The 21,743-nt window shown below is 67.5% G+C and carries 19 protein-coding genes; 8 read left to right on the forward strand and 11 right to left on the reverse strand.

All coding sequences use genetic code 11. From position 1 onward, the window contains the following. Positions 1 to 83 precede the first annotated feature (83 nt). Positions 84 to 3,683 carry a DNA polymerase III subunit alpha gene (dnaE, locus tag ACFE65_RS08885; RefSeq protein WP_375381999.1) on the reverse strand — a complete coding sequence of 1,200 codons (3,600 nt, stop codon included), beginning with the start codon at positions 3,681 to 3,683 and terminating at the stop codon, positions 84 to 86. Between the two features lie 112 nt (positions 3,684 to 3,795). Between dnaE and ACFE65_RS08890 the strand changes: the two genes are divergently transcribed. After that, complete coding sequence (locus ACFE65_RS08890; protein WP_375382000.1) at positions 3,796 to 4,353, forward strand: HdeD family acid-resistance protein; 558 nt, start codon at positions 3,796 to 3,798, stop codon at positions 4,351 to 4,353. Between the two features lie 17 nt (positions 4,354 to 4,370). On the opposite strand, the gene ACFE65_RS08895 is transcribed toward ACFE65_RS08890, so the two are convergent. The 5 genes from ACFE65_RS08895 to ACFE65_RS08915 all read right to left on the reverse strand — a co-directional run bounded on the left by ACFE65_RS08895 (position 4,371) and on the right by ACFE65_RS08915 (position 10,306). After that, complete coding sequence (locus ACFE65_RS08895) at positions 4,371 to 4,850, reverse strand: glutathione peroxidase (protein ID WP_375382001.1); 480 nt, start codon at positions 4,848 to 4,850, stop codon at positions 4,371 to 4,373. Continuing rightward, complete coding sequence (locus ACFE65_RS08900; RefSeq protein WP_375382002.1) at positions 4,847 to 5,419, reverse strand: GNAT family N-acetyltransferase; 573 nt, start codon at positions 5,417 to 5,419, stop codon at positions 4,847 to 4,849. Before ACFE65_RS08900 ends, ACFE65_RS08895 begins: the two co-directional genes overlap by 4 nt. 14 nt (positions 5,420 to 5,433) lie before the next feature. Continuing rightward, positions 5,434 to 6,135, reverse strand: coding sequence for an ABC transporter ATP-binding protein (locus tag ACFE65_RS08905; RefSeq protein WP_375382003.1), 702 nt, complete (start codon positions 6,133 to 6,135; stop codon positions 5,434 to 5,436). Further along, the gene (locus tag ACFE65_RS08910) at positions 6,128 to 7,378 is read right to left on the reverse strand and encodes a lipoprotein-releasing ABC transporter permease subunit (RefSeq protein ID WP_375382004.1); all 1,251 of its coding nucleotides are present in this window, start codon (positions 7,376 to 7,378) and stop codon (positions 6,128 to 6,130) included. The genes ACFE65_RS08905 and ACFE65_RS08910 overlap by 8 nt, the downstream gene beginning before the upstream one ends. A gap of 438 nt (positions 7,379 to 7,816) precedes the next feature. Beyond that, positions 7,817 to 10,306, reverse strand: coding sequence for a TonB-dependent receptor domain-containing protein (locus ACFE65_RS08915; protein WP_375382005.1), 2,490 nt, complete (start codon positions 10,304 to 10,306; stop codon positions 7,817 to 7,819). Between the two features lie 232 nt (positions 10,307 to 10,538). Between ACFE65_RS08915 and ACFE65_RS08920 the strand changes: the two genes are divergently transcribed. Beyond that, positions 10,539 to 11,021 carry an Hsp20 family protein gene (locus ACFE65_RS08920; RefSeq protein WP_375382006.1) on the forward strand — a complete coding sequence of 161 codons (483 nt, stop codon included), beginning with the start codon at positions 10,539 to 10,541 and terminating at the stop codon, positions 11,019 to 11,021. 674 nt (positions 11,022 to 11,695) lie between these two features. Here the strand turns inward: ACFE65_RS08920 and ACFE65_RS08925 are convergent. Both ACFE65_RS08925 and secG read right to left on the reverse strand, forming a co-directional pair. After that, positions 11,696 to 13,333, reverse strand: coding sequence for a CTP synthase (locus ACFE65_RS08925; RefSeq protein WP_375382007.1), 1,638 nt, complete (start codon positions 13,331 to 13,333; stop codon positions 11,696 to 11,698). 84 nt (positions 13,334 to 13,417) lie between these two features. Next, positions 13,418 to 13,810: a preprotein translocase subunit SecG gene (gene secG, locus ACFE65_RS08930; RefSeq protein ID WP_375382008.1), complete on the reverse strand. Its 393-nt coding sequence runs from the start codon at positions 13,808 to 13,810 to the stop codon at positions 13,418 to 13,420. Between the two features lie 224 nt (positions 13,811 to 14,034). On the opposite strand from secG, the gene ACFE65_RS08935 reads away from it, so the two are divergent. The 6 genes from ACFE65_RS08935 to ACFE65_RS08960 all read left to right on the forward strand — a co-directional run bounded on the left by ACFE65_RS08935 (position 14,035) and on the right by ACFE65_RS08960 (position 19,038). Next, entirely contained in the window at positions 14,035 to 14,403 is a 369-nt protein-coding gene (locus ACFE65_RS08935) for a MarR family transcriptional regulator (protein ID WP_375382009.1), read from the forward strand. After that, entirely contained in the window at positions 14,327 to 14,707 is a 381-nt protein-coding gene (locus ACFE65_RS08940) for an SH3 domain-containing protein (protein WP_375382010.1), read from the forward strand. The genes ACFE65_RS08935 and ACFE65_RS08940 overlap by 77 nt, the downstream gene beginning before the upstream one ends. Continuing rightward, positions 14,704 to 15,618 (forward strand): N-acetyl-gamma-glutamyl-phosphate reductase, encoded by a 915-nt coding sequence (gene argC / locus ACFE65_RS08945; RefSeq protein ID WP_375382011.1) that lies wholly within the window; start codon positions 14,704 to 14,706, stop codon positions 15,616 to 15,618. The genes ACFE65_RS08940 and argC overlap by 4 nt, the downstream gene beginning before the upstream one ends. Before the next feature lie 55 nt (positions 15,619 to 15,673). Continuing rightward, entirely contained in the window at positions 15,674 to 17,146 is a 1,473-nt protein-coding gene (gene zwf, locus ACFE65_RS08950) for a glucose-6-phosphate dehydrogenase (RefSeq protein WP_375382012.1), read from the forward strand. A gap of 177 nt (positions 17,147 to 17,323) precedes the next feature. After that, positions 17,324 to 18,028 (forward strand): 6-phosphogluconolactonase, encoded by a 705-nt coding sequence (gene pgl / locus ACFE65_RS08955; protein WP_375382013.1) that lies wholly within the window; start codon positions 17,324 to 17,326, stop codon positions 18,026 to 18,028. A gap of 44 nt (positions 18,029 to 18,072) precedes the next feature. Next, a complete protein-coding gene (locus ACFE65_RS08960) occupies positions 18,073 to 19,038 on the forward strand; it encodes a glucokinase (RefSeq protein ID WP_375382014.1) in 966 nt (321 codons plus the stop codon). A 1-nt stretch (position 19,039) separates the two neighbouring features. Here ACFE65_RS08960 and mltG read toward each other — a convergent pair whose 3' ends face one another. From mltG to ACFE65_RS08975, 3 genes are all read right to left on the reverse strand, one after another. After that, entirely contained in the window at positions 19,040 to 20,008 is a 969-nt protein-coding gene (gene mltG / locus ACFE65_RS08965; RefSeq protein ID WP_375382042.1) for an endolytic transglycosylase MltG, read from the reverse strand. Positions 20,009 to 20,031: 23 nt separating this feature from the next. Beyond that, positions 20,032 to 21,288, reverse strand: coding sequence for a beta-ketoacyl-ACP synthase II (fabF, locus tag ACFE65_RS08970; RefSeq protein ID WP_375382015.1), 1,257 nt, complete (start codon positions 21,286 to 21,288; stop codon positions 20,032 to 20,034). Positions 21,289 to 21,455: 167 nt separating this feature from the next. Further along, entirely contained in the window at positions 21,456 to 21,692 is a 237-nt protein-coding gene (locus ACFE65_RS08975; RefSeq protein ID WP_055843503.1) for an acyl carrier protein, read from the reverse strand. Positions 21,693 to 21,743 lie beyond the last annotated feature (51 nt).

Below are 21,743 nucleotides of genomic sequence, written 5' to 3' on the forward strand. Positions count from 1 at the left end.
GTGCTTCATCGTCGATCATAGACCTGAGAAATAGCGGGTGGCAGACGCTTTCACTACTTCTCCAACATTGCAACCCGTGCCGCCTATCCCACCAGCGCCAGCCGCGTCTCCGAGTTCCGCAGCCGTGCCGCGCTCACCCCCGGGATCGCCTCGATATGGCCGGCGAGCTCAGCGTCGAGCAGGAAGTCGCGCCCGAGCAGCACCGTCGCCTCCTCGCCGCTCAACAGGATCACCTTCGCCCGCACCTCGCCCCGCGCGCCGCGATGATCGGCGAGCAGGCGCGCCAGCGCACCGAACGCCGCCGGGTCCGCCACATCGACCTCGATCACGAACCGCGCCGCGTTGGCCAGCGCCTCGAACGGCTGGATGCGGCGCACCGTCACGCGCGGCGTCTCCTCACCCGGGCGACGATCGAGTTCCACCGTGACCAGCCCGCAGCCACCCACCTTCGCCGCCTCCTCCAGGTCCTTTGCCACCGCGTCATCGAAACAGGTCGCAATATATTGCCCGCTCGCGTCCGACATCGTCGCCATCAGGTAACGCTTGCCGCGCGCCGACGTGCGCCAGCGGGTGTCCTCGACCAACGCCGCCATCGTCGCGCCGGCGCGGTTGCCGTCGGTCGGGATCGTCAGCTCGCCAAGCGCCGCATAGGGCCGCGCGCCGTGCATCGCCGCCAGATGCCGATGCCGATCGACGGGGTGGGCGGAGAAATAGAAGCCGAACGCCTCCTTCTCCGCCTCCATCCGCTGCTGCAGGCTCCAGCGCGTAGCCGGTAACCGGATCGTGTCGCCCGCCTGGCTTTCCGCGCCGAACAGGCCGCCTTGCCCGCTTGTCCGGCTCTCGTGCGTGCGGGCGGCGATGGCCAGGATGGTCTCGGCGGCGGCGTGGATGCCGGCACGGTTCGGATCAATGCCGTCGAACGCGCCGCCGGCTGCCAGCGTCTCCAGCTGCCGCTTGTTGATGAGCCGCGGATCGACGCGGGTGGCGAGATCGTCGAGCGAGGCGAACCGACCCCGGTCTGCGCGTTCGGCGACCAGCCGCTCCATCGCCCCCTCGCCTACCGACTTGAGCGCCGCCAGCGCGAAGCGGATCGCGAGCGCCTCGCCATCCTCGCCGGTCGTGACCTCGACGTCGAACGTGGCCTCGCTCGCGTTGATGCACGGGCCGAGGACGGTGACGCCAAGCCGGCGCGCATCCTCGACGAACAGCCCCAACTTGTCCGTCTGGTCCATGTCGAAGCACATCGACGCGGCGTAGAACTCGTGTGGATGATGCGCCTTCAGCCACGCGGTCTGGTACGTCAGCAACGCATAGGCGGCGGCGTGGCTCTTGTTGAAGCCATAGCCGGCGAATTTGTCGATCAAGTCGAACAGCGCGTTCGCCTCCGCCGCCTTGATGCCGTTGACGATCAGGCAGCCCTCGACGAAGCCCGCGCGCTGCGCGTCCATTTCCGCCTTCACCTTCTTGCCCATCGCGCGGCGCAGCAGATCGGCGCCGCCGAGCGAGAAGCCGGCCAGCACCTGCGCGGCCTGCATCACCTGTTCCTGATAGACGAAGATGCCGTACGTCTCGGCGAGGATCGTCTCCAGCAGGGGATGCGGATATTCGATCGGCTCGACGCCCTGCTTACGGCGGCCGAACATCGGGATGTTGTCCATCGGGCCGGGGCGATAGAGAGCGCCCAAAGCGATGATGTCCTCGAACACCGTAGGGCGGACGGCCGACAAGGTCCGCCGCATTCCCTCCGACTCCACCTGGAACACGCCGATCGTATTACCGCTCTGGAGGAGCTCGTACGTCTTCGCGTCGTCCCAGGGCAGCGCATCGAGATCGACGACGATGCCGCGATTGGCGAGCATCGTCACCGCTTTCTTGAGCACCGACAACGTCTTGAGGCCCAGGAAGTCGAACTTCACGAGGCCTGCGCCCTCGACATATTTCATGTCGAACTGGGTGACGGGCATGTCGGAGCGCGGATCGCGGAACAGCGGCACCAGCTGCGCCAGCGGCCGGTCGCCGATCACGACGCCCGCGGCGTGGGTGGACGAGTGGCGCGGCAGGCCTTCCAGCTTCATGGCGAGGTCAAGAAGCCGACGTACGCCGTTGTCGTTGCTGTACTCCTTGTGCAGCTCCGACACGCCGTCGATCGCGCGCTTCAGCGTCCAGGGATCGGTCGGGTGATTGGGGACGAGCTTCGCCAGCCGGTCGACCTGGCCATAGCTCATCTGCAGCACGCGGCCGGTGTCCTTCAGCACGGCGCGCGCCTTCAGCTTTCCAAAGGTGATGATCTGCGCGACCTGGTCGCGGCCGTACTTCTCCTGGACGTAGCGGATCACCTCGCCACGCCGCGTTTCGCAGAAGTCGATGTCGAAGTCCGGCATCGACACGCGCTCAGGATTGAGGAACCGCTCGAACAACAGCCCGAGCGCCAGCGGGTCGAGGTCGGTGATCGTCAGCGACCAGGCGACGACGCTGCCCGCACCGGAACCGCGGCCGGGGCCGACGGGGATATCGTGGTCCTTCGCCCATTTGATGAAGTCCGCGACGATCAGGAAATAGCCGGGGAAGCCCATCTGGATGATGACGTCGAGCTCGAACTCCAGGCGATCACGATAGGGCTGGGTCCAGTCCTGATCTGCGTGCGGAGCCTGTCCCTCGACTTCGCTCGGGACGAACGGTGGGTGGGTGTTCGCGCCCTCCCCACCGCCGTTCGTGTCGAGCAAAGTCGAGACACTCCGCCTCTTCAATTCTGCGATCCGCCGCAGCCGCTTTTCCAGGCCCGCCCTGGCGTCCACCCGCAGCGCCTCCGCCTCTGCCGCCGGATCGCCCGCCAGGCTCGGCAGGATCGGCTTGCGCGTGGGCGCCGCCACCGCGCAGCGCTGCGCCACCACCAGCGTGTTCGCGATCGCCTCGGGCAGGTCGGCGAACAGGTGCTGCATCACCTTGGCGGGCTTCATCCACGCCTCGGGGCAGGTGCGCAGCCGATCCTCCGTCTCGAGGTACGTCGAGTGCGCGATGCACAGCATGGCGTCATGCGCCTGGCTGAACCCCTGGTCGGCGAAGCAGCACGGATTGGTCGCGACCAGCGGCAGGTCGCGGGCGTAGGCGAGGCCGATCAGCGCCTCCTCCGCCGCCGTCTCGACGGCGTCGTTGCGGCGCGCGATCTCGACGTACAGCCGGCCGGGGAACAGCGCCTCCAGCCGGTCGGCATAGGCCTCCGCCCGAGCGGGCTGGTCTTCCGCGAACAACCGCGCGAGCGCACCCTCGCCGCCAGCGGTCAGCGCCAGCAGCCCGTCGGTGCGCCCCTCCAGCGCCGACAGCGGCACATGGGCGGCCAGCTCGACCGGGCGATCCAGGTGCGACGCCGAGACGAGCGCGCACAGATTGTCGTAGCCGATCGCATCCTGCGCATAGAGCGCCAACCAGTCGATCGGCGCGGTGACGCCGTCGGGCGTATCGGGTCGGCACACCGCCAGCATCGCGCCGATCACCGGCTGGACGCCCGCCGCCTTCGCCGCATCGGAAAAGGCCATCGCGGCGTACAGCCCGTTGCGGTCGGTCAGCGCGGTCGCGGGGAAGCCCAGCTTCGCCGCCTGCTCGGCGATCGCCTTCGGCTCGATGGCGCCGTCCAGCATCGTGTAGCAGGAAAAGACTCGAAGCGGCACGTACCCGGAATGCGACATGCGGCCTCTATGGGACGGGACGGCGGTTTGCGAAAGGCGCGATGCGATCGACGGGACAGGAACCTGACCGGGACGCGGCCGTTGGCAGGACATAACGAGCAGGGGAAAAGTCGTGGCGATCGACGATGGACTGACGAGGCCGGCGGGCGCAGGCTGGGGCTGGCTGATGGCGGCAGGCATCATTGCCGTTCTGCTCGGCATCGCATCGCTGATCTGGCCTTTCCCGGCCACCTATGCGGCGACGCTGGTCGTCGCCACGCTGCTGATGGCGATCGGCGTCACGATGATCTCGACCGGCGCGCTGGGGCGTGGGCACGGTCGCGAGACGTATCTGATCGTCTTCGGCATCCTGTCGCTCGTCGTCGGGTTGTATCTCGCCTTCTATCCCTTGTCGGGCGCCGTCACGCTGACGGTGGTGGTCGCGATCTGGCTGGGCGCACGCGGCATCGTCGAGCTGATCGCGGGCTCGCGGCTGGCGCGCGGGCGCGGACTTCTGTTGGGATTGGGCGCCATCAACGTGATCCTGGCGGTCGTCATCATCACGACCATGCCCTTCTCAGCGTTGACGCTGCCCGGCACATTGCTCGGCATCAGCCTGTTGCTGGGCGGTATCGGTGAGATACGCGCCGCATCGCTCCACCGCGTCGGCGCGCCGGCCTTCTCGGCTTAGAGCGCAGCCTTATCGGCTTAGAGCAGCGCTTCGATGTCCGCCCGCAGCGCCTCCGGCTTGGTCGTCGGCGCGTAGCGGGCCGTGACGAGGCCATGGCGGTCGACGAGGAATTTGGTGAAGTTCCACTTGATCGACTTGAGCCCGAGCAGGCCGGGCGCGTCCGTCTTCAGCCGATCGAACAGCGGATCGGCGCCGCTCCCATTGACCTCCACCTTGGCGAAGACCGGAAAGGTCACGTCGTAGGTCAGCGAGCAGAAACTGGCGATTTCGGCCGCGTCGCCCGGCTCCTGCGCGCCGAACTGGTTGCAGGGGAAGCCCAGCACCTCGAAGCCCCGATCCGCATAATCGCGGTGCAGCGCCTCCAGCCCCTCATATTGCAGCGTGAACCCGCATTTCGACGCGGTGTTTACGATCAGCAGGACGCGGCCCGCATAGACGGCGAGTGGCGCGGGACTGCCGTCGGGCGAGCGGACGATGAAGTCGGTGATCGGGGTCATGCGTGCCTCGCCAGCAGGAAGTTGAGGTTCTCGCGAACGGCGGGCCACTCGCGGTCGATAATTGAATAGACGACCGAGTCGCGCAAGCGCCCGGCGACGATCTGGTGGCCGCGCAGCACGCCGTCGCGGGTCGCCCCCAGCCGCTCGATCGCGGCCTGCGAGCGGCGGTTGAGGCTGTCGGTGCGGAACTGGACGCATTGGCAGCCGAGCACGTCGAACGCGTGCGTCAGCAGGAGCAGCTTCGCCTCGGTATTGATGCCGGTGCGTTGCACGCGAGTGGCGTAGAAGGTGCCGCCGATCTCCAGCCGGCGATGCGCCGGCGCCATCCGCATGAACTTCGTCGTGCCGACCACCGCGCCGACGGCGTCGAGGACGGCGAACACCGCCGACCGTTCCTGTCGCTGCTCGGCGAACGCGCGGGCGAAGAAGCCGTCGGCGTCCTTCATCTGCGAGACGCTGGCGTAGAAGATGTCCCACAACCCGTCGCCAGACGCTGCGGCGATCAGGGCGTCGCGGTCGGTCGCGAGTAGTGGCCGCAGCGTGACGTGGCGCCCGACGAGAGTCGGCACCTTGCGCCAAGCGCTCACCCCGCCTGCCCCCGCAACCGCCCCTCGTGCAGCCGCACGACGCGGTCCATTTTCGCCGCCAGCCGCTCGTTGTGCGTCGCGACCAGCGCAGCCGACCCCTCCCCGCGCACCAGCCGCAGGAACTCGGCCAGCACGATGTCGGCGGTGTGTTCGTCGAGGTTGCCGGTCGGCTCGTCCGCCAGCACCAGCGCCGGCCGGTTGGCGAGCGCGCGGGCGACCGCGACGCGCTGCTGCTCGCCGCCCGACAGTTGCGACGGGCGGTGCGTCAGCCGGTGGCCGAGGCCCAGCGTCGACAGCAGCGACGCGGCGCGTGCGTCCGCCTCGGCCCGCTCGGCGCCGCGCACCAGTTGCGGCAGGACGACGTTCTCGACGGCGGTGAAGTCGGGCAGCAGATGGTGGAACTGGTACACGAAGCCCAATCGGTCGCGCCGGACGAGCGTGCGGCCGTGCGCGTCGAGCTTCGCCGCCTCGACCCCGGCGATGCGGATCGAGCCTTCGAACCCGCCCTCCAGCAATCCCACCGCCTGGAGCAATGTCGATTTGCCCGAACCGGACGCGCCAAGCAGCGCGACAATCTCGCCGGGTGCGACCGACAGGTCCACCCCTCGCAGCACCTCGATCCGCTCGCCGCCTTGGACGAAGCTGCGCGCGAGGCCGGCGGTGGACAGGACCGCCCCAGCCTCAACAATGCTACTCATACCGCAGCACCTGGACGGGATCCGTGCTCGCCGCCTTGAACGCCGGATAGAGCGTCGCGAGGAAGCTCATCAGCAACGCCATCGCGACGATCGCCGTCACCTCGACGGGATCGGTCTTGCTCGGCAGCTCGGTCAGGTAGCGGATCGAGGGGTCCCACAGGTTCTGACCGGTCACGAACTGGACGGCGTCCACCACGCCTTGTCGGAAGAACAGGAACACGAAACCGAGGACCAGCCCCGCGGCGGTGCCCAGCGTGCCGATCGTCGTGCCGACCAGCATAAAGATACGGATCATCGCGCCTCGGGTCGCGCCCATCGTGCGCAGGATCGCGATGTCGCGCGTCTTGGCGCGCACCAGCATGATGAGCGACGAGGCGATATTGAACGCAGCGACCAAAATGATGATGCACAGGACCGTGAACATCGCAACGCGCTCGACCGCCAGCGCCTCGAACAGTTGCGCGTTCATCTGCCGCCAGTCGGAGATCACCGCGTCGCCCGCGACCTGCCGGCGCAGCGGATCGAGGATGGTGCCGACCTTGTCGGCGTCACGCGTCTGGATCTCGACCATGCCGACCGAGTCACCGAGCATCAGCAGCTGCTGCGCATCGCCCATCGGCATGATGACGTACGCCTTGTCGTAATCGTACACGCCGATCTCGAAGATCGCGGCGACGCGGTAGCTGACGATTCGCGGAACGGTGCCAAACGGCGTCGTCTGCCCCTGCGGGCTGATGAGCGAGATTTGCGAGCCGACGTCGGCGCCGAGCGCCTCGGCGAGCCGAGCGCCGATCGCGACGTTGCCGCTGCCTGGCGTCAACTGCGCCATGCTACCGGTAATGACCTTGCCGTTGATCGTCGTGTTGCTGCGGATGTCGGCCACTTGCATCCCGCGCAGCAGGACTGCTTCCACCCGGCCATCGTAGCTTGTCATGAGAGGCTGATCGATCAGCGGCACCGCGCTCGTCACGCCCGGCGTCGCCTTCGCGGCCGCCACGACCCGCTTCCAGTCGTCGAGCCGGCCGCCGATCCCCTGGATGACCGCATGGCCATTGAGGCCGACGATCTTGTCGAACAGCTCGGCGCGAAAGCCGTTCATGACGCTCATGACGATCACCAGCGCCGCGACGCCCAGCATGACGGCGCCGAGGCTGAACCCGGCGACGAGCACGATGAACCGCTCGCCCCGCCCCGGCAGCAGATAGCGACGCGCGATCATCCGTTCGTAGCGGGACAGGATCATGAAGGGTGCAATGCCGGCCGGAGGAGTGCGCCGGCTCTACGGCGCGCCCGCCGACGTGGCAATGCGGGTCAAAACCCAACCTGTGTTGCATTGGCGACACAGCGTGACGGCAATCCGCAAAGAGGCTCGCGATCGATCGTGACAAAAACGTCGCCACTGGCTAGCCCAAATCATCGAGACACCGGCATCGGCCGAGGGTTCGGGGACACTTCCGGGACGCAGCGATCAACGCGCGACCGGAAGACACTATGGGGGCTGACGAGCGATCGTCACGCAGGCGCCCGGATCGGCAACGGTCCGGGCGTTTGCCGTTGGCGCGAAGGCGGCGACGCCGCCGAAACGCTCAGCGTTTCGCGCCAACCGGCCGGCGGGCGGCCAAGGCCGACCCGTTCGACGTCGGCTTTGCCGACGTCGGGGCCTGATCATGATCCCGGATGTTCAGAACGCGTGCGACACCGTCCCCCCGTACGTCCGCGGATCGCCGGGCTGGCCGACCACCAGGCCGGTCGATCCCGACTGCAACGCCAGCACCTCATAGTAATCGTGGTTGAACGCGTTGCGCACCCAGCCGAACACGTTCCACCGGTCGCCCGAGCGGAAACCGAGGCGGAAGTTGCTCAGCGCATAGCCGGCGATGTCGGTATAGGCCGAGGCGGACGGGTTGGACGAGAAATGCGACCGGTAGCTGCCGTCGTAGCCGACATACACCTGCCCATCGAGCCCGGCGACGCGCGCCGGCAGATCGTATTCCGCACCGTAGGAGAAGGCCCATTTGGACACGCCGGGCAGCACCTGGCCGGAGATGTCGCAGCTTGCGGGGCTGTAGCCGCCCGGCGTGCCGGCCGGGCTCGCGGGATGGGTCGCGTCGGCGGCCGTGCCCCCGGAAAGCTCCGGCGGGCATGGCGCATCGCGGAAGCGGATGTAGCGCGCGTCCGTATAGGCGCCGTTGCCGTAGAAGTTGAGCCGGCTCGACGGTCGGAACGCGCTGTCGAACTCGATCCCGCGCGTCCGCACCCGCTCAGCATTGGCGAGATAGCCGCGCAGCACGCCGAGCTGCCCGTTGGTGACGGTCGCCTGATAGTCGGAGATGTCGGTCCAGAAGGCGGCGATGTTGGCGGTGATCCGACGATCGAGCAGCTGCGTCTTCAGGCCGAACTCGAAATCGTTGACCTTTTCCGGCTTGACGGTCGCCGCCGACAGGATCGGCGCGTTGTTCGCGTCGAGCGGCAGGCCCGACAGGTTGATGCCGCCCGATTTGTAGCTGCGCGCGTAGGTCGCGTAATAATGGATGTCGGGGGCGATCAGGTACGAAATCGTCAGGTCACCTGACACATTCCAGTTGTGGAAGCGAGGATCATAATTCTGCGGCGACAGCACGCCGCACTGGTCCTTGACGATCGTCACCGCCTGCGCCGCCAGCGAGCAGTTCAGGATCGCTCCCGTCCCGGTCGTCACGACCGAATTATAGTAGCCGCTCTTCTGGTCGTAGTTGAGCCGTAAGCCCGGCGATATCTGCAGCCGCTCGGTCGTGTGCCACGTCAGCTTGCCGAACAGCGCCGCGCTCGTGTTGCGCAGGCCGTTGGGAGTCGTCGCGGTCAGCCCGTTGAGGACGGCGGGGTTCTTGCCGTCGGCGCTCGTCGGGTTGAGCAGGAACGCGCTCGCGGCCGCGCCCTGGACCTGTAGCCCCTGGGTGTCGATCGTCTGGTGGAAGAAGAACGCGCCAACCACATAATCGATCGCGTGGGTGCCGTCCGATGCCAGCCGCACCTCCTGGCTGACCTGGCGCTGCTGCGATGCGTTGGCCGAGACGGTGGTGACCGGCAGGCCGATGAAGTCGCGATCGTTGGAAGGGACCCAGTCCCAGAACCGCCACGCCGTGACCGACGTCAGCGTGGCGAACCCCAAGTCCCAGTTCGCGACCAGCGACGTGCCGCCGAGCTTCTGGCGCGCGCGGAGCGGCGTGTCGACGTCGGTCAGCCGATCGAACGCGTCCGTCGACGGGACGGAATAGCCCTGCGCCGCGGCGAGCGCGGCATATTGCCGGTTGAGCGGCCGCTGCGTGGCGCCGGTGCGGACGTAGTATTGCACGCAGCAATCGGGGTCCTGACGGTTGAAGTCGGCATAGAGCGTCAGGTCGAGGCGGGGCGTCGCACGCCACAACAACTGGCCACGGAGGCCCTGGTTGTCCTGCGCATTCTCGTGATCGTTCTGGCGGACGTTGTAGATCGTGCCGATCCGCGAGGTGATCGACGCGGACAGGCGGATCGCGAGCTTGTCGTCCACCAACGGCCCGGACACCGACGCCTTGCCCTGGAAGAAGCCGTAGTTGCCGCCGGTGAACTCGGCGCGTGCCTCCGGCGTGAAGCTCGGCGGGCGGGTCGTGATGTTGATCGCGCCCGCCGTGGTGTTCTTGCCGTAAAGCGTGCCCTGCGGCCCGCGCAGGATCTCGATCCGCTCTGTGTCGGTGAAGTCGAACGTCGCCGAGGCGATGCGGCTGTAATAGACCTGATCGACATAGATGCCGACGCCCTGCTCAATCCCGTCGTTGGTAAGCCCGAACGGCGCGCCGAGCCCGCGGATGTTGGCGGCGGAGTTGCGCGGATTGGTGGAGTAGAATTGCAGGGAAGGCTGAAGCTGGGTGAGCCGGTCGACGTTGTAGGTCCCCGTCTCCGCGAGCGCCTTGCCGCCGATCACCGACAGCGCGATCGGCACCGCCTGCGCCGACTCGGCGCGCCGGCGCGCGGTCACCACGACGTCGCCGCCGCCGGGGGCGGCCGGCCCGAGCCGCCCCGCCTCCGCGGTCGCGTCGGGCGCGGTCGACTGGCCAGCTGGCGCGATGGGGGGTGACGGAGGTCCGTTCGTCTGATCGGCCGGCGTCGGCGTGGTCGCGACCTGGGCGGCCAACAGGAGGGCGGTCGAGATGCTCATCGTGGGTTCCCCAAATTGCCGGTGGAAAGTCCCCGCGATCGGAGGGAATTGAAAGCAGTCGCTAGTTGCCCGCGATCAAGCGCAGCTTCCAACAAAAAATGTTTGGCCGGGACTTGATGATGTTGCGGCGCGAACCAAATGGGTGCGGCGCGGCGCCTTGAAGGGCCGTGTATATGGATCGTCTTCCGAGAGGCTGACGGTCCTCGTCAACTCGCTCACAGGAGGATTTGATATGCGACTGGACCTCACTCCCTACCGCCGCTCCACCGTCGGCTTCGATCGGCTGTTTGACATGCTCGAGACGAACGCCCGCAGCAGCGGCACCGAGAACTACCCGCCCTTCAATCTGGAGCGCGTCGCGGACGACCGCTATCGCATCACGCTCGCCGTCGCCGGCTTCGCCCGCGAGGAGATCGAGATCGTGGCGCAGCAGAACCTGCTGCTCGTGTCCGGCAAGAAGGACGAGGCGCAGACGGGCGGCGCGGCGGGCGTCAACTTCCTGCACCTCGGCATCGCGACGCGCAGCTTCGAGAGGCGGTTCGAGCTCGCCGACTTCGTGTTCGTGGCGGACGCGCGGCTGAACGACGGGCTGCTGGTGGTCGACCTGGTCCGCGAAGTGCCCGAAGCCATGAAGCCCAAGACTATCGCGATCAAGACGGGCACGCCGCTGGCCGCCGTCGAGAACGCGCCGGCGGAAGAGGCGCAGGCGGCTTAAGGCGTAAGTGTTAGTCAAAGAACAGGCGTCCTGGAAACACCGGACGCCTGTTTATCGATTTCTCGCCTGCCACCCTAGAGTGTTAAGAATCTGATGATCGTTTGTGGCCTAAGCGGTTCCTGCCGTTTTGGAGCCCGAGATGCCATTTCCCCTTTTAGCGGCGGTTGCCGCGTTCACCCTTGTACCGGGCACACCGAAGACGGTCGATGCTGATCCCGACTTGCCAACAATAGTTTTCAACATGATACCGAAGGTGTGTTTCGGCGTCGCGAGGGGTACCCCTCTAACCCGGGTCCGAGCCAGCCAATTGCTATTGTAGCCTGCCCCTTTGCCATTGGACGCGCTTGCAGGTCGTTACCCGGCCGTTCCGCAATGGTATCGATCGATCCGCAAACCTAGCAGCGTCTTAGTCGGCACTGGCGATGCTTCGGGTCGCTGTCACGTTGTTCTAGAAAATACGACTCAGGGACCTGCGGCCTTTCGCTTCGCTGAAGCGTTGCTCCGTTCCACAGGCTTTGAAGCCTATACCGACCCGCACGGGCGCGCAGAGACCATTTTTAGCAAACACGCGCCCGATGGAACGATGATCGTTCTGCTGACAGGCCTGACTAACGCAGTGGACGGCATTGGCCCGCAGGTTTCGCTCGATGTCGCGCTCCTACCAGACCAGACGGCTAAACCAGCCGGCTCTGCCGCACCGCCGCGGCGATGAAACTCGCGAACAGCGGGTGCGGGTCGAACGGCTTGCTCTTCAGTTCCGGATGGAACTGGACGCCGACGAACCAGGGGTGATCCGGCCGCTCGACGATCTCGGGCAGCATGCCGTCCGGGCTCATGCCCGAAAAGACGAGGCCGCCCTTCTCCAGCGCCTCGCGATAGCCGGTGTTGACCTCATAGCGGTGGCGATGCCGTTCGCTGATGTGCGTGCCGCCGTAGATGGAAGCGACGACCGAATTGCCGGCGAGCGTCGCATCATAGGCGCCGAGCCGCATCGTGCCGCCCATGTCGCCTTCCGCCTCGCGCCGCTCGATCCCGCCCTGGCTCATCCATTCGGTGATGAGGCCGACGACCGGCTCGTCGGTGGGCCCGAACTCGGTGGATGAGGCACCGGCGATCCCGGCCAGATCACGGGCGCCCTCGACGCATGCCATCTGCATGCCGAAACAGATGCCGAAATAGGGGATCTCGCGCGTCCGGGCGAAGCGGACCGACGCGATCTTGCCCTCCGCGCCGCGCTCGCCGAACGCCCCGGGCACCAGGATTGCATGGCACGGCTCCAGTCGCGCGGCGATCTCGCCCGCGTCGCCGCGCTCGAACAGTTCCGCGTCGATCCAGTCGATCGTCACCTTCACGCGGTTGGCGATCCCGCCATGGACCAGCGCCTCGCCCAGCGACTTGTACGCGTCCTGGAGCCCGACGTATTTGCCGACGACGCCGACCGTCACCTCGCCCTCGGGATTGGTCAACCGATCGACGATCTCGGTCCAGCGGGTCAGGTCCGGCGCCGCGCCGGGCTCGATCCCGAACGCGCGCAGCACCTCCTCGTCCAGGCCTTCGGCGTGATATTGCAGCGGGACCGCGTAGATGCTCTTGGCGTCGAGCGCGGGGATGACCGCGCTGGCGGGAACGTTGCAGAACTGCGCGATCTTGGCGCGTTCGGCGGGCGGCAACGGGTGCTCGCAGCGACAGACCAGCACGTCGGGCGCGACGCCGAGCGAGGCGATCTCGCGCACCGAATGCTGCGTCGGCTTGGTCTTCAGCTCGCCCGCAGCGGTGATGTAGGGGACGAGCGTCACATGGACGCTGACCGTTTGCCCGCGCCCCAGCTCGTTGCGCAGTTGCCGGATCGCCTCGATGAACGGCAACGACTCGATGTCTCCGACCGTCCCGCCGATCTCGCACAGTACGAAATCCAGGTCCTCGGTCTCCGCCTTGGCGAACGCCTTGATCGCGTCCGTCACGTGCGGGATCACCTGAACCGTCGCGCCGAGATAGTCGCCGCGCCGCTCGCGTTCGATGATCGTCTTGTAGATGCGACCGGAGGTGACGTTGTCCGACTGGCGCGAGGCGACGCCGGTGAACCGCTCGTAATGGCCAAGATCGAGGTCGGTCTCCGCGCCGTCGTCGGTCACGTACACCTCGCCGTGCTGATACGGGCTCATCGTGCCCGGATCCACGTTGAGATAGGGGTCGAACTTGCGGATGCGGACGCGATAGCCGCGCGCCTGGAGCAGCGCGGCAAGGCTCGCCGCCATGAGTCCCTTGCCAAGCGAGGAGACCACGCCGCCGGTGATGAAGATGAACCGGGTCATGGGAGGAGTGGGTTAGCCTTTCGGGACGCGTGACGACAAGCGCCCGCGCGACACGGAACGCGGCGGAAGCGACGAACGGAAGCGTCAGTGGGCGAGCGGGACGCCCTGTCCGTTGTCCTGCGGGGTCGCCGCCGGCGCCGAGATGTTCGCGCCCTTCGAGAAAGGCGCGGTCGGCTCGGCCGGCAGCGGCTGGGTCGTCGCCGGCTGCGCGGCGGGACGCTTGGCCAGCGAGGTATCGATCGTACCCACCGAGTGCCTGCTCGAGGCGAGGACAGCCAGCAGGATCGAGAAGCCGACGAAGAACGCCGCCAGCACCGACGTCGCGCGGGTCAGGAAATCGGCGGCGCCACGCGCGCTCATCAGCCCGGACGGGCTTCCGCCCATGCCCAAGCCGCCACCTTCCGACTTCTGCATCAGGATCACCGTCACCAACGAGGCGGCAATTACGGCATGGACGATGAGCAGGAAGGTGAACATGAAGGTTCCGGACCGGGGACGACAACCGGCGACATAGGCCAGCGTACGCGCGCGATCAACCGAACCCCTCGCCTGCCCCGCTGGCCGGACGGGCGCATCAAATGGCATTGTCGGGAAACCAGTGGGATGCGCGAACGTTCAGGAGGCGGGACAGCGAGTTTCGTCCCTGCGACGTGGGAAGGCCCGAGTTGGCAAGTCTGGCGGAACCCGAGCTAAAAAGCTGGATGGCGACTCTGGTGGATTATGTCCGCTCGGGCGAGCCAGACCTGACGAACCGACAGATGGCCTTGCTGCTGGTGGTTTATCTCAATCCCGGGCCGCACACGGTGCGCGGACTCGCCCGGGTGCTCAACGTCTCGAAACCGGTAGTGACGCGCGCCTTGAACAGGCTGGGCACGCTCGGCTATCTGCGCCGCCAACGTGACGACAGCGACAAGCGCAACATCTTCGTCGCTCGAACGTCCGAGGGGGCTGTGTTTCTTGAGGAGTTCGGGCAATTCATCGGCGACGCCGAGCATGACGACGCCGACGACCGGCCAGGAACCGACGAGCCCGATGCCCAGGACGCCGATCTCGAGCGTGCGGGCGCGTGATGGGTTCGCGCTTACCGGCCCCGCCGTCATCCTCGACCCTGCCACCAACGCGATCCGCCCGGACCTCGCGGACATCCGCCTCGCCGGAAAGGTCTTGGCATCGCATTTCGCGGCGGCGATCCCGTGCCGGGCGACCCGAGCGGTCGCGGTGACGGTATCGCGACCCGGCGACGTGGTGGCTCGCCTCGAACCCGGCGATCAATTCGACATGCTGGAACTCTCGGCCGATCACGTTTGGGGGATCGCCACCGCGGCGGGCCTGGTCGGCTATGTCGATCGGGATGCGCTGGAGCCGCAGGCGTGAGCGTCGGGGTGTTCATCGACGGCGCCGCCGGTACCACGGGGCTTGAGATCCGCGAGCGGCTGGCGGGGCGGGCCGAGTTGCACCTGATCGCCCTGTCCGAAGCGCGCCGAAAGGACGCTGCCGCCCGTCGCGAGGCGTTGAACGATGCGGACATCGTCATCCTGTGCCTGCCCGACGAAGCGGCGCGCGAGGCGGTGGCGCTGGTCGACAATCCGCGCACCAGGATCATCGATGCCTCGAGCGCGCATCGCGTGGCCGAGGGATGGACGTACGGCTTCCCCGAACTGGGCTTCGACGTCGCGGCCGCGATGCGGGTCTCCAATCCCGGCTGCTATCCCACCGGATTCCTCGCGCTAATCGCGCCGCTGGTGCGCGCGAGGCTGATCCCCGCCGACTGGCCGCTCGTCGTCCACGGCACGTCGGGTTATTCGGGCGGCGGCAAGGCGATGATCGCGGAGTTCGAGGGCGGCGCCGCGTCCGCGCATCGCGCCTATGCGCTTGGCCTGCGGCACAAGCACGTCGCGGAGATGACCGCGCGTGCCGGGCTGTCGGTCGCGCCGATCTTCCTGCCCTCCGTCGCCAACATCTATCGCGGCATGGTGATCGAGGTGCCGCTGCCCTGGTCGCGGTTGAACCCCGGCGTGTCGCCCGGGGATGTCCGCGACGTGTTGGACGCGACATTCGGCGGTTCCTCGCTGATCCGCGTGTCCGCCGACGACGTCAGCTATGTCCGGATCGAGGACGATGCGAGCACCGATCGGATGACGCTCCACGCCTTCGCCGACCCGATCGACGGGCAGGTCCGCCTGATCGCCACGCTCGACAATCTCGGCAAGGGCGCCGCGGGTGCGGCCGCGCAGAACCTCAATATCATGGCCGGCCTGGACCCGATGGCCGGGCTGGTGCGCTGAGCGCCGGCCGGACGACCCTGCCCCGTTTCGTATCACCTGCCTTCTGGAGAACCACATGGCCGCCGAGTCCCAACGCCAGCCTGTCGGCAAGATGCTGTTGTTCGGCGCCAGCGGCGACCTGTCGCAGCGGATGCTGCTGCCGTCGCTATATAATCTGCACGTTGATGGGCTCCTTCCCCAGGGCCTGACGATCACCGGCACGTCGCGCAGCGATTACGACGACGGGAGCTTCCGCGATTTCGCGCGCGGCTCGCTGGACAAGTTCCTGCCCGACGATCGCAAGGACGCGGGCAGCTTCGACGCCTTCCTCGCCCGGATCAACTACGTGCCGCTGGACGTGGGCGACCACACCAGCTTCCAGGCGCTGGCCGACAAGATCGGGGACGTGTCGGGCGGGCTCGCGGTGTTCCTGTCGACCGCGCCGTCGCTGTTCGAGGCGGTGGTGACCGGGCTCCAGTCCGCAGGCCTCGCCGGCGACACGGTGCGCGTCGGGCTGGAGAAACCGCTCGGCCATGACCTGCCGTCGAGCCAGGAGATCAACGACGCGGTCGCCGCTGCCTTCCCTGAGGAGCGCACTTTCCGGTTCGACCATTATCTCGGCAAGGAGACGGTCCAGAACATCATGGCGCTGCGGTTCGGCAACGTGCTGTTCGAACCGGTCTGGAACGCCGCAGGGATAGACAACGTCCAGATCACCATCGCCGAGACGGTCGGCCTGGAAAGCCGCGCGGGCTATTACGACGACACCGGCGCGCTGCGCGACATGGTGCAGAACCACATCCTCCAGCTCCTGGCGCTGGTGGCGATGGAGCCGCCGACGCATTACGACGGCACCGCGATCCGCGACGAGAAGGTGAAGGTGCTCCGCTCGCTGCGGTTCATCACGCCCGAGGCGGTCCAGGAGTGTACCGTCACCGGCCAGTATGGCGCGGGCGCGACGGGCGGGGAGTTCGTCAAGAGCTACCTCGACGAGCTCGGCAAGCCGTCGGGCACCGAGACGTTCGTCGCGGTGAAGGCGCATATCGACAACTGGCGCTGGCAGGGCGTGCCCTTCTACCTGCGGACCGGCAAGCGGATGGCGACGCGCCGGTCGGAGATCGCGATCCAGTTCAAGCCGGTGCCGCATTCGATGTTCGCCTCGCGCGGGGGGCAGCTCCAGAACAACGTGATGGTGATCCGCCTCCAACCGGAGGAATATGTCCAGTTGCTGGTGATGGCGAAGGAGCCCGGGCTCGACCGCGATGGCGTCCGCCTGCGCGAGGTGCCGCTGGACCTGAGCCTCGACAAGCAGTTCAAGGAGCGCCGTCGGATCGCCTACGAACGGCTGCTGCTCGACCTGATCGAGGGCGATCAGACGCTGTTCGTCCGCCGCGACGAGGTGGAAGCACAGTGGCGCTTCATCGACGCGATCCGCGCCGGCTGGGCGGCGAACGGCACACATCCCAAGAGCTATCCGTCGGGAAGCTGGGGACCGTCGGGCTCGGTCGCGCTGACGGACCGCGATGGTGTGACCTGGCAGGACGATTGAGCCTATCCTTCTTCCGTTCACCCTGAGCTTGTCGAAGCCTGTCCTGAGCGACTGCCGCAGGCAGGCAGTCGAAGGGGGCTGCCTTTCCCGACAGGAAGTACAGTGCTTCGATAGGCTCAGCATGAACGGCCTTTTGAGGCGAGATCCGGCCTCGCTCAACCCTTTGATGGAGCAGACATGACCGAGATCGAATGGTGGGAATATGACGACGCAGCCGAGATGGCCGAGGCGGTCGCGGGCGACATCCAGTTCGTGATCGAGAGCGCACTCGACGCGCGCGGCTCGGCGGTGCTGGCGCTCGCCGGCGGCAACACGCCGCGCGCCGCCTATGACAAGCTCGCCAAGGCGAAGCTCGACTGGAAGAAGGTGACGATCATCCCCGGCGACGACCGGATCGTCGCGCTCGGCGATCCGCTGTCCAATGTGACGATGCTCGGCAAGGCGTTCATCCCGACGGGCGCACGCGTCATCCCGCTCATCAGCGAGAAGGCGGCGGACTATCGCGCCGCCGGCCGCGCCGCCGATGCGCGGCTGAAGGATCTGCACTGGCCGCTCGATCTCGTCCTGTTGGGCGTGGGTGGCGACGGGCATACCGCCTCGATCTTCCCCGGGCCGGACTATGACGAGGCGCTGTCGGGCCCGCGCGAGCGGCGCGCGCTGGGCGTGATGCCCGACCCGCTGCCCGCCGAGGCACCGGTGCCGCGCGTGACGCTCAGCCGCGCCGCCATCGTCTCCGCCCGCGCGGTCACGATCGCGATCACCGGCCAGGACAAGCGCGAGGTGCTGGAACGCGCGATCGACCAGGGGCCATCGTCGAGCTATCCGATCGGCCGGGTGCTGGCCGACACCGAACTGCCGGTCGACGTGCACTGGGCACCCTGACGCAGTAATCGTGCATCGGCTCACGCGACCGGCAGGAGAAGGACATGGAGGTCGTCGCCGCCGACATCGGGGGAACGCACGCCCGCTTGGCGATCGCGCAGGTCGAGGGTGGGCGCGTGGCGTCCCTGGACGAGCAGCGCATCCTGAACACCGCGGACTACCCCAGCCTCGAAGTGGCCTGGCAGGCGTACGGCCGGATGCTCGGCCGGACGTTGCCGCGATCAGCGGCGATCGCGGTCGCGTCGCCGGTCGGCGGCGAGGTCATCAAGCTGACCAACAGCCCCTGGGTGATCCGCCCGGCGCTGCTCCGCGAGGAACTGCTGGTCGACGAGTACGTCCTCGTCAACGACTTTGGCGCGGTGGGCCACGCCGTGGCGCAGGCTGGACCGGACGAGTTCACGCATCTGTGCGGCCCCGACACGCGGCTGCCCGATCGCGGCGTCGTCTCGATCTGCGGGCCCGGAACGGGGCTTGGGGTCGCGCAGCTGTTCCGGGCGAGCGACGGCTATCATGTCCTGGAAACCGAAGGCGGCCACATCGATTTCGCGCCGCATGACCCGATCGAGGATGCGCTGGTCGCGCGGCTGCGCGACGTGTTCGGCCGCGTGTCCGCCGAGCGGGTCTGCGCGGGGCCGGCGATCGTCGCGATCCATGCGACGCTCGCGGCGCTGGAGAACCGGTCCGGGCCGGAACTGACGGACAAGCAGATCTGGTCGGCCGCGCTCGACGACGGCGACGGCGTGGCGCTCGCCGCGGTCGACCGGCTCTGCCTGGCGCTCGGCTCGGTGGCTGGCGATCTGGCGCTCGCGCACGGGGCGAAGGCGGTCGTGATCGCGGGCGGGCTCGGCTACCGGCTGAAGGACAGGCTGCCGCAGTCGGGCTTCGCCGAACGCTTCGCGGCCAAGGGCCGGTTCCGGCAGATGATGGCGGCGCTGCCGGTGAAGCTCATCACCCATCCCGAGCCGGGGCTGTTCGGCGCGGCCGCGGCGTTCGCGCAGCGCTACGCTTAGCTCACATCTCGCCGCGTGCGTGGCGGATCGCGTACCAGCGTTTCACGTTCGCGTTGTGCTGGTCCAGCGTGTCGGCGAAGACATGGCCGCCCGTGCCGTCGGCCACGAAGTAGAGCGCGGTCGATGGCGCGGGATCGAGCACCGCGTCGATCGAGGCGCGGCCCGGGTTGCAGATCGGCCCCGCGGGCAGGCCCACCATCTCATAGGTGTTGTACGCGTTCTTGGCATGGACCTCCGACAGCAGCGGCCGTCGCCCGAGCGGCTTCCCTTGCGTGATCGGATAGATGAACGTCGGGTCCGCCTGGAGCGGCATGCCCTGCTTCAGCCGGTTGCCATAGACCGCCGCGACCATCCGCCGCTCGGCGGGCTTGCCCGTTTCCTTCTCGACGATCGCGGCGAGGATCAGCGCCTGGCGCGGCGTGGTGACCGCGATCCCCGGCTTGCGCTTCGCCCAGGCGGCGGCGAGGTAGCGCCTCATCGCGGCCTGCATCCGTGACACGATCTGCGCGCGCGGCTCGCCGCGCGAATAGCTGTAGCTGTCGGGCAGCAGGCTCCCCTCGGGCGGCACCGCCACCTTGCCGGTCAGTTCGGGCGAGGCCATCAGCACCTGCTGCGCGAGCACGGAGGGCAGGCCCTCAGGGATCGTCACGAACCGCTGCAGCGTGCGGCCGCCCTGCAGCAGCTTCAGGATATCCGACTGGCTGAGGTGCGCGGGAATCCGGTATTCGCCCGCGCGGATCGGCTCGCTGCTGCCGAACACCCGGGCATAGAGGCGGAAGCGACGGGCGGATCGGATCGCGCCCGCCTTTTCCAGTTCGGTCGCCGCGCCCGCCAGCGTCGCACCCTGCGGGATGTCGACCGTCAGGTTGCGCGGCGCCGGGCCGGGGCCGCCCCAGCCATGGACCACCCAGAAGACGAGCAGGACCAGCGCCAGCGCGACGACTAGGCCCAGCCGCGCCCCACGCCGCATCGAACCGCTTGCGCCCGCCATCGCTACAGCGCCCGCATCACCAACGACGCGTTGGTGCCGCCGAAGCCGAAGCTGTTGTTGAGCACCGCCTTCACCGGACGCTGCTTGGCGACGTGAGGCACCAGATCGAGGCCCTCCGCGCCCTCCGATGGATTGTCGAGGTTGAGCGTCGGTGGCACGATCCCGTCGCGCATCGCGAGGATGCAGAAGATGCTCTCCACCGCGCCCGCACCGCCCAGCAGATGGCCAGTCGCCGACTTGGTCGAACTGATCGACACGCCGCCGATCGCATCGCCGAACAGCCGCTTGGCCGCGCCCAGCTCGATCATGTCGGCCATGGTAGAGGTGCCGTGCGCGTTGATGTAATCGATGTCGGACAGCGCCAGGCCCGATTTGCGCAATGCCATCTCCATCGACCGATAGGCGCCCGATCCCTCGGGCTCCGGCGCCGTGACGTGGTAGGCGTCACCGGACAGGCCATAGCCGACCACCTCGCAATAGATCGTCGCGCCGCGCGCCTTGGCGCGTTCATATTCCTCGAGGACCACGACGCCGGCACCCTCCCCCATGACGAATCCGTCGCGGTCGCGGTCATAGGGGCGGCTGGCCTGTTCCGGCCGATCGTTGAAGCTCGTGTTGAGCGCGCGCGCCGCGGCGAAGCCGGCGATGCCGATCGGGCAGATCGTGCCTTCCGAGCCGCCGGCCAGCATCACGTCGGCATCGTCCATCGCGATCATCCGCGCCGCGTCGCCGATCGAGTGCGCGCCGGTCGAACAGGCGGTGACGACCGCGTGGTTCGGCCCCATCAGGCCGTATTTGATCGAGACCTGGCCCGAGGTCAGGTTGATGAGCCGCCCATGCACGAAATGCGGCGAGACCCGGCGAGGACCCTTTTCGGCGAGGACCAGCGACTCGCTCTCGATCCCCGGCAGACCACCGATGCCCGAGCCGATCGAGCAGCCGGCGCGGAACCGCTCCGCCTCGGTCATTTGCGTCAGGCCCGCGTCCTCCAGCGCCTGGCCGGCGGCGTCGATGCCGAAAATGATGAAGGGGTCGACCTGACGTTGGATCTTGTGATCGACGCGCTTGTCGGGGTCGAAACCCCAGGGGTGATCGGCGGGTTTCACCTCGCACGCGATCTGGCACTTCTGGTCGGCGGCATCGAAATGCGTGATCCGCCCTGCGCCTGAGCGGGACGCGATCAGATTCGCCCAGGCCGTCTCGACATCCGCGCCCAGCGGCGTGACGAGCCCCAGCCCGGTGATGACGACACGACGCATGGTGTTCCCCTTCCGATCCCGTCATGCCAGCGCAGGCTGGCATCTCGCCGGCATGACGAGACCCCAGCGTGCGCTGGGGTGACGGATATAACGCAAACGGCTCTCCGCCCACCCGATCGGGACGAAGAGCCGTCGAACCAGATGACCCTCACGGGTCAGCGGCATCCTTACGACTTGTGCTCGTCGATATAGGTGATCGCGTCCTTGACGGTCGTGATCTTCTCGGCGGCGTCATCGGGGATCTCGACGCCGAACTCCTCCTCGAACGCCATGACCAGCTCGACAATGTCAAGGCTGTCCGCGCCCAGATCGTCGATGAAGCTCGCGTCCTCCGTCACCTTGTCGGCCTCGACGCCGAGGTGCTCGACGACGATCTTCTTCACGCGGTCGGCGGTCTCGCTCATGGACTTTTCCCTATGATGAATGGAGGTTGAAACGGCCCCTAGGACGGCCTC

Source organism: uncultured Sphingomonas sp. (assembly GCF_964237335.1).
GTDB lineage: Bacteria > Pseudomonadota > Alphaproteobacteria > Sphingomonadales > Sphingomonadaceae > Sphingomonas.

Coding starts and splice junctions, on each gene's coding strand:
- dnaE (WP_375381999.1), bottom strand. CDS start 3,683: ATGTCGCATTCCGGGTACGTGCCGCTTCGAGTCTTTTCCTGCTACACG.
- ACFE65_RS08895 (WP_375382001.1), bottom strand. CDS start 4,850: ATGACCCCGATCACCGACTTCATCGTCCGCTCGCCCGACGGCAGTCCC.
- ACFE65_RS08905 (WP_375382003.1), bottom strand. CDS start 6,135: ATGAGTAGCATTGTTGAGGCTGGGGCGGTCCTGTCCACCGCCGGCCTC.
- ACFE65_RS08910 (WP_375382004.1), bottom strand. CDS start 7,378: ATGATCCTGTCCCGCTACGAACGGATGATCGCGCGTCGCTATCTGCTG.
- ACFE65_RS08915 (WP_375382005.1), bottom strand. CDS start 10,306: ATGAGCATCTCGACCGCCCTCCTGTTGGCCGCCCAGGTCGCGACCACG.
- ACFE65_RS08920 (WP_375382006.1), top strand. CDS start 10,539: ATGCGACTGGACCTCACTCCCTACCGCCGCTCCACCGTCGGCTTCGAT.
- ACFE65_RS08925 (WP_375382007.1), bottom strand. CDS start 13,333: ATGACCCGGTTCATCTTCATCACCGGCGGCGTGGTCTCCTCGCTTGGC.
- secG (WP_375382008.1), bottom strand. CDS start 13,810: ATGTTCACCTTCCTGCTCATCGTCCATGCCGTAATTGCCGCCTCGTTG.
- ACFE65_RS08935 (WP_375382009.1), top strand. CDS start 14,035: ATGGCGACTCTGGTGGATTATGTCCGCTCGGGCGAGCCAGACCTGACG.
- ACFE65_RS08940 (WP_375382010.1), top strand. CDS start 14,327: ATGACGACGCCGACGACCGGCCAGGAACCGACGAGCCCGATGCCCAGG.
- zwf (WP_375382012.1), top strand. CDS start 15,674: ATGGCCGCCGAGTCCCAACGCCAGCCTGTCGGCAAGATGCTGTTGTTC.
- pgl (WP_375382013.1), top strand. CDS start 17,324: ATGACCGAGATCGAATGGTGGGAATATGACGACGCAGCCGAGATGGCC.
- ACFE65_RS08960 (WP_375382014.1), top strand. CDS start 18,073: ATGGAGGTCGTCGCCGCCGACATCGGGGGAACGCACGCCCGCTTGGCG.
- mltG (WP_375382042.1), bottom strand. CDS start 20,008: ATGCGGCGTGGGGCGCGGCTGGGCCTAGTCGTCGCGCTGGCGCTGGTC.
- fabF (WP_375382015.1), bottom strand. CDS start 21,288: ATGCGTCGTGTCGTCATCACCGGGCTGGGGCTCGTCACGCCGCTGGGC.
- ACFE65_RS08975 (WP_055843503.1), bottom strand. CDS start 21,692: ATGAGCGAGACCGCCGACCGCGTGAAGAAGATCGTCGTCGAGCACCTC.